The sequence below is a fragment of the Pseudomonas sp. R62 genome (assembly GCF_000257605.1).
Classification (GTDB): Bacteria; Pseudomonadota; Gammaproteobacteria; order Pseudomonadales; family Pseudomonadaceae; genus Aquipseudomonas; species Aquipseudomonas atacamensis.
Map to the genome: position 1 here is coordinate 1,091,159 of NZ_JH635998.1, position 6,551 is coordinate 1,097,709.

General features: G+C 59.6%; 6 protein-coding genes and 2 pseudogenes. 4 read left to right on the plus strand and 4 right to left on the minus strand.

Annotated elements, in window-relative coordinates; translation table 11 throughout:
- Positions 1–153 precede the first annotated feature (153 nt).
- Entirely contained in the window at positions 154–561 is a 408-nt protein-coding gene (locus OQK_RS06355; protein WP_016771629.1) for an HPF/RaiA family ribosome-associated protein, read from the minus strand.
- A gap of 200 nt (positions 562–761) precedes the next feature.
- Entirely contained in the window at positions 762–1,709 is a 948-nt protein-coding gene (locus OQK_RS06360) for a LysR substrate-binding domain-containing protein (protein WP_016771630.1), read from the minus strand.
- Between the two features lie 135 nt (positions 1,710–1,844).
- Between OQK_RS06360 and OQK_RS06365 the strand changes: the two genes are divergently transcribed.
- Both OQK_RS06365 and OQK_RS06370 read left to right on the plus strand, forming a co-directional pair.
- The gene (locus OQK_RS06365) at positions 1,845–3,221 is read left to right on the plus strand and encodes an L-serine ammonia-lyase (RefSeq protein ID WP_016771631.1); all 1,377 of its coding nucleotides are present in this window, start codon (positions 1,845–1,847) and stop codon (positions 3,219–3,221) included.
- A 263-nt stretch (positions 3,222–3,484) separates the two neighbouring features.
- Entirely contained in the window at positions 3,485–3,802 is a 318-nt protein-coding gene (locus OQK_RS06370; protein ID WP_016771632.1) for a DUF3509 domain-containing protein, read from the plus strand.
- On the opposite strand, the gene OQK_RS06375 is transcribed toward OQK_RS06370, so the two are convergent.
- Complete coding sequence (locus OQK_RS06375) at positions 3,799–4,299, minus strand: phosphate-starvation-inducible protein PsiE (RefSeq protein ID WP_016771633.1); 501 nt, start codon at positions 4,297–4,299, stop codon at positions 3,799–3,801. The genes OQK_RS06370 and OQK_RS06375 overlap by 4 nt on opposite strands.
- A 346-nt stretch (positions 4,300–4,645) precedes the next feature.
- Here OQK_RS06375 and OQK_RS06380 point away from each other — a divergent pair.
- A pseudogene (locus OQK_RS06380) lies at positions 4,646–4,900 on the plus strand (YebG family protein); the annotation flags it as partial.
- A 169-nt stretch (positions 4,901–5,069) separates the two neighbouring features.
- Here the strand turns inward: OQK_RS06380 and OQK_RS06385 are convergent.
- Positions 5,070–6,089, minus strand: a complete 1,020-nt coding sequence (locus tag OQK_RS06385; protein WP_016771635.1) for a Glu/Leu/Phe/Val dehydrogenase family protein — start codon at positions 6,087–6,089, stop codon at positions 5,070–5,072.
- 184 nt (positions 6,090–6,273) lie between these two features.
- Between OQK_RS06385 and OQK_RS06390 the strand changes: the two are divergent.
- Positions 6,274–6,551: pseudogene (locus OQK_RS06390) on the plus strand (hypothetical protein); the annotation flags it as partial.

The window sequence follows — 6,551 nt, forward strand, 5'->3', positions numbered from 1 at the left end:
AAAACAACCGGATCGACTCCCTCTCCCTCGGGAGAGGGCTGGGGTGAGGGGCTACGGTCTTAAACCCTGCGAGCAATCACCAACACCACAAACAAAAAAACGGGCCTGCATCAGCAGGCCCGTTCTCCTTGTGTGACTTCTGAAATCAGCGCATCAACTGTTGATCGCTGCCTGTTCATTCTCGTCAAATTCTTCCGCCAACAGCTTGTCGTTGGCCTTGCCGGTAAATGGCACTACAGCGGCGCGTGGTTTACCTCGCAGTTTGCCGAACAGATGATCCAGTTTGTGCTCCAGTTTCTCGGCGGCACCGTCGATCGCCTGTTCCAGCGAATCGGCTTTATGGGTCACGGAAATCGGTTGGTGGCCTTTTGGCCGCGCTTCCAGTTGGCAGCGCAAGTCATGGGGACCTGGTTTCTCGCCGTTCTCGTCGCTCAGGTGGACTTCGACACGGGTCAGGTCTTCTTCATAACGGTCGAGCGTGCTCTCAATAGTTGTACGTACCCACTCCTCCAGTCGCTTACTGCTTTGAATATGGTTATCGCTGTTGACTTGGATTTGCATAGTTCATCCCTTATTTCAGCTAGCTCGCTGGAGGCCTTGAAGTGAATTTCCTGACCTCCTGGTTACAACAATCGGCCCGAGCGGCGAACATTTCAACCCCTGAAAAAAGAAAAATATTCATTCGCAAAAAAAGCCGGACAACCGAGCGAGGCGCTGTTAATGTCGGGAATTGGGTCGACCCGCTCCGCAGAAAAATCTGCTCACATCTGCTGCTCGTTCAGCGGGTGCAAACTGCGAAAAATCCCCGCCTCCTCCACCAGCCAGTCGTGCACAGCGCGCACGCCCGGATGGCTCAACGCCCCCGGTGCATACAGCAGCACATAGCGTTTATGGTTGGGTACCGACAAGCCGAACGGCACGATCAAAGTGCCGCGCTCCAGCTCATCGTTGAGCAACGTGCGCCGGGCAATCGCTACGCCCATGCCAGCGATCGCCGCTTCGATGGTCAGGTGATTGCGGTTGAACGTGTGGCCGCGTCGCACATCGGCGCCTTCGAAGCCGATCGCGTTCAGGTAGAACTCCCATTCCGCGTATTCGTAACTGCCACGCCAGGCGGTGATGTCGTGCAGCAACGGGAAATGCACCAGATCCGCCGGCCCGTGCAACGGCGGTCGCCCGCGGAGCAGGCTCGGCGCGCACACCGGGAAAATCTGCTCGTCGAGCAAGGCTGTGGATAACAATCCTGGGTAACTGCCATCGTTAAGGTCGATGGCCAGATCGAAATCGCCCTCATGCAATGGCACGCTGCTGTCCTCGGCCACCAGGCGCAACTGGATATCCGGAAAGCGTTGCTGCAAGCGCGGCAGGCGCGGAGTCAGCCACTTGCCAAGAAACGACGGGATCGAGCGCAACCGCAGAGTCCCGCTGATCATCCCGGCGTCCAGCCGGCGCAATTCCGCATCGATGCTGCCATAGGCTTCATTGACGGTAATCGCCAGCCGCTGCCCCTGTGCACTCAACTCAACGCCGCGCGCGCGCCGATGAAACAGGCGAAAGCCCAGGCGCTCTTCCAATTGACGAATCTGCTGGCTGACCGCGCCCGGGGTGATGTGCAGCTCTTCGGCACAACGGGTGAAGGACAGGTGCCGCGCGGCACAGGCAAACACCTGCAGCCAGACATAGGTCTGGGCATGCAATTGACGACTCATTGTTTAGTCCTGCTAAAGGCTGTCTTAGGAGGTTTCGTTGGTCACCTCGAACCGAGGCAGGCAGTATCGCCGACATTGCGCTTGTCCGACAAAAAATGGCAGCGATTCCTACTCCATTGCTTGTAAGGGTTTAGCATGGCTATCAGTGTTTTCGATCTATTCAAAGTGGGCATCGGCCCGTCCAGCTCCCATACCGTCGGTCCGATGCGTGCAGCGGCGACCTTTGCCCAGGCTCTGGTCGATCAGCATCTGCTCACTGATGTGCGACGCGTGCAGATCCGCCTGTACGGTTCGCTCTCGGCCACCGGCGTCGGCCACGCCACTGACCGCGCAACGGTCATGGGCCTGATGGGCGAGTGGCCGGACAGCATCGATCCTTCGACCATCGATCCACGCATCCAGCAACTGCGCGAAACCGGGCAACTGTCCCTCGCCGGTCAACGTTCAATTGCTTTTGACTGGCAGAGCGATCTGCTGCTGCTCGACGAGAGCCTGCCCTACCACCCCAATGCGATGTCGCTGAGCGCCTTTGGCGCAAGCGCCGAGCTGTTCACGCAAACCTATTACTCGGTGGGCGGCGGTTTCATCGTCGAAGCGGCTGAAGCCGAGTCTGGTGTGGCGCCAATCAGCGACGTGGTGTTGCCCTACGATTTTTCCAGCGCCGCCGAACTGCTCGCCCTGTGCAAACAACACAATCTGCGCGTGTCCGAACTGATGATGGCCAACGAGCGCGCCTGGCGCAGCGATACCGAAATCCGTCAGGGCCTGTTGCACATCTGGTCAGTAATGCGCGAGTGCGTCGAACAAGGTTTGCGCCACGAAGGCATCTTGCCCGGCGGTCTGAAAGTACCGCGTCGCGCGGCGAAACTGCATCGCAGCCTGTTGGAAATCGGCAAACCGAATGTGATCAGCTCGACCCTGTCGGCCATGGAATGGGTCAACCTGTTCGCCCTCGCCGTCAACGAAGAAAACGCAGCCGGCGGGCGCATGGTCACCGCGCCGACCAATGGCGCCGCCGGGATCATTCCGGCGGTTCTGCACTACTACATGAAATTCAATCCGGATGCGTCTGACGATGATGTCGTCGCGTTCTTTCTCGGCGCAGCCGCTGTCGGGATTTTGTGCAAGAAAAACGCCTCCATCTCCGGTGCCGAGGTCGGCTGTCAGGGCGAAGTCGGTTCGGCTTGCGCCATGGCCGCCGCCGGCCTGGCCGACGTCCTTGGTGCGACACCGGAGCAACTGGAGAACGCTGCCGAAATCGGCCTGGAACACAACCTCGGCCTGACCTGCGATCCGGTCGGTGGTCTGGTGCAAGTGCCGTGCATCGAGCGCAATGCCATCGCGGCGGTGAAGGCGATCAACGCCACGCAAATGGCCCTGCGCGGCGACGGCAATCACTTTATTTCCCTCGACCGGGTGATTCGCACCATGCGCGACACCGGGGCCGACATGCACGACAAATACAAGGAAACCTCGCGCGGCGGGCTGGCGGTGAACTGGGTGGAGTGTTGATCGGCCTGACTGCACTGTCAGCGATCATCGGCTCATTCCTGCCCTGAAAACGCGCCACAAAAAACGGCGAGCCCCGAGGCTCGCCGTTTTTTTCGCCGTGTTTATTGTTCGACAATTTTTCCGGCATGCCCCTTGCTACATCACCCTTGAGGCAAACGGACATTGCAAACCTCAGCGAACGAGATGCCAGTGGTCTGGTGTTGCGAACCAAATCGGATCATGGCCGGTCAACAACTGCACGTTCAATCAGGCGGTGACGCATCATGGACAACCCATTTCAAATCATTACCGATGCCTTCGCGCCGGACTATCAGATCAATCTGAGCATTCAGGGCCTGGACGGCAGCATCATGCTGACCCTGTCCAACGCCGGCCGCATCGTGGCCAAGCGCATGATCAGCGCCGAACAGCGCAACGATCCCGAGCGTTTGAAACGGCTGGTACAAAGCATCCAGTTCGGCATCGCCATCGAACAGGGTCACAGCGCCATGTCGATTCTCGAAGCCATGACCAGCGGCGCCGGGCTGACCCCGCCACCGCCACGGGTCAAAGGCCAGCCCGGCCAGGCGGCGGGCCTTTAGAGCTCGCCCTTCTCCACTTCAGGATGTTCGCTGGAACCCGTACCGATCTTGCGCTGCGGGTTCTCGATCTTCACTGAGGGGAATTGCGACGAAGCGTAACGCACCACCAGGATCGCAAACGCCAGCAGCAGAATGCCGCCGCACAGGTAGATGATGCCCATGTCCGGCGGGTTGTGGTGCGAGACGTTGGAGATCAGCAGGCGCGTCAGTGCAGTGATCGCAACGTAGATCAGGAAGCGCACCGGCATGTGGTTGGTCTTGAAATAAATCCCGACCATCGCGCCCAGTTCCAGATAGATGAACAGCAACAGAATGTCATCGATCTTGATGTGCCCGACTTCGAGCATGCCGAGGAACTCCATCACCGCCGCCCACGCCGTCACCGCACCGATGGCGAACAGCGCCAGATAGTGGAAGGTTTCGACGAACAGGTTGCCCAGGGACTCGGCCAGTTGATGCACGTTACGCCGCAGTTTCTCGGCCCAGTTTATTTTCACGATGAGTTTCCTTAGCCCGTTTCGGGCGGATGATGCGTATCGCACGTGACGGTTTTGCGCGCGCGCCTTGTTGCAACGGTTTTCATGCAGGTTCAGGGCCACGCATCATGGCGATCCGCCGCAAATCCCGCGCCGTGGCGTTTGGTCGCAGGCTCGCGGCTTTGCACATTCCCCGTGGGAGCGAGCCTGCTCGCGAACAGCAGCGACACGGCTCACTGACAAACGCCAAATCCGGTCTACATTGAAAAGCCACTACCCATGGCGCAGGGATTCGCTTATCCTTTTCGCTGTATATGGATACAGTGGTCGTCAAGACAACTTAACGTGAAGGCATGTGAGGTGGTGAATGGCCGTCGAAGTGGTATACCGCAGCAGCCGAGATCTGGAGCGCTTGTTCATGGATAAAGCCGAAGCTGATCGTCATGACAAAATGCTCGAACTGGCCGAATATCTGGCCGATGTGCTGCAAAAAGCCGTTCCGTCCCTGACCGAACAGCAAGTGGAAGAAGCCGGGATCTACATGGCGAAGAATCGTGATGTGTTCGCCCGGGCATTCAAGAGCCAGCCCGATGCGCTGTCGGAGCTGATCAATGCGCCGGCCGAGCCTGTCGAAAAAGCTGAAGCGGCAGAACCTGACGAGGCGCCGGCGAAGCCCGCCAAAGCAGCGAAAGCGCCGAAGTAATCAGAAAGATCGTCCGATCGCGGCCCGAGCCTTCGGCAGCTACTGCATTCCGAGTGCAGGAGCTGCCGAAGGCTGCGATCTTTTGCTTTCAGCGATACAAAACCTTTTCGGCCAACTCATCCGCCACCCGCGCCGGCGAACGTTTTTCCGCCTGCGCGTGAGCGAAGACCTCCGTGAGTCGCGAACTGATTTTCGACAGATGCGCCGTAATCGTCGGCAACTCCTCGCCACGATGTTTAAGCGAAACGTAAATAAGCCCGCCGGCATTGATCACATAATCCGGCGCATAAAGGATTCCGCGCCGTTCCAGTTGATCCGCCACATCCAGATGGGAAAGTTGATTGTTCGCCGAACCGGCGACAGCGGAACAGCGCAGTTGCGACACCGAGTGACTGTTGAGCACACCGCCCAACCCACAAGGCGCGAGAATGTCGCACGGCGTGCTGAGCAATGCGTCGTTGGCGATCGGGTGAGCATTGAGCTGCTCCATCGCCAGTTGCACCTTGCCGTGGTCGATGTCACTGACCAGCAACTCGGCGCCGGCCGCGTGCAGTTGCTCGGCCAGTGCATAACCGACGTTGCCAAGCCCCTGAATCGCGATGCGCAAACCTTCGAGGTTGTCGCTGCCCAGACGCGCCATCGCCGTGGCGCGAATGCCGGTGAACACGCCCATGGCCGCATGCGGTGCCGGGTCGCCTGCCGAGGTGGTGCTGGTGACATGCCGGGTCTGCTGGGCAATGCAGTCCATGTCCGCCACTGAAGTGCCGCTGTCGATGGCGGTGATGTAGCGACCGTCGAGCTGCTCGATGCAACGGCCGAAAGCCTCGAACAACGCGGCGCGATTCTCGACATGGGCCGGGCGCACGATCACCGCCACCCCGCCGCCCTGCGCAAGGCCGGCCAGCGCCGCTTTGTAGCTCATGTTTTGCGCCAGGCGAATGGCGTCCTCGACCGCAGATTCGTCGTTGGGATAGGCAAGGTAACGGCAGCCGCCCAGGGCTGGCCCCAGGCGACTGTCATGAATGGCAATGACCGCCTTCAACCCGGTGACCGGGTCCACGCTCAAGTGCAGCGATTCCAGGCGAGTGCTTTGCATGAGAGCGAACATCGACAGGCTCCCGAATCACTTCTTGTAGAACGCCAGTATAGGCTTGCCCCTGAAAATTGCTGGCGCGCACCGGCATGAGCCGCCGAGCGGACAATGTTGCGCCGCTATAACTCGCGCTCAACGCGCCCGGCACTGGACGAACAACCCGGACGGGGCTAAAACGAGGCATTGGAGGGAGATTCAGATGAGTGCGCGCCAACGCTTTTTCGAATGCCTGCATCGTTCACCGCCAGCGCTGCTGGAGGCTGCGCTGTGGATAAGTGCCGAGCACGACAAAACCCTCGAGCCCGAGGCATGGTTGCGCACCTTCAAGGATCTGCAACTACGGGTCAGCTATGGCCTGCCGATGCTGCCGGTCAGCGAACTGGCGCAACCGCTGTTGCGGCGCATGGTCGATATCGGTTTCGCACAGGATGATTTCCTGCCGCTGCGCCCGCAGGCGGCGCTGCTGCACCGCGTGTT

Excerpts from the sequence above, each read along its gene's own strand:
- OQK_RS06360 (WP_016771630.1), bottom strand. The coding sequence starts at position 1,709 with ATGAGTCGTCAATTGCATGCCCAGACCTATGTCTGGCTGCAGGTGTTT.
- OQK_RS06370 (WP_016771632.1), top strand. The coding sequence starts at position 3,485 with ATGGACAACCCATTTCAAATCATTACCGATGCCTTCGCGCCGGACTAT.
- OQK_RS06385 (WP_016771635.1), bottom strand. The coding sequence starts at position 6,089 with ATGTTCGCTCTCATGCAAAGCACTCGCCTGGAATCGCTGCACTTGAGC.
- OQK_RS06365 (WP_016771631.1), top strand. The coding sequence starts at position 1,845 with ATGGCTATCAGTGTTTTCGATCTATTCAAAGTGGGCATCGGCCCGTCC.
- OQK_RS06355 (WP_016771629.1), bottom strand. The coding sequence starts at position 561 with ATGCAAATCCAAGTCAACAGCGATAACCATATTCAAAGCAGTAAGCGA.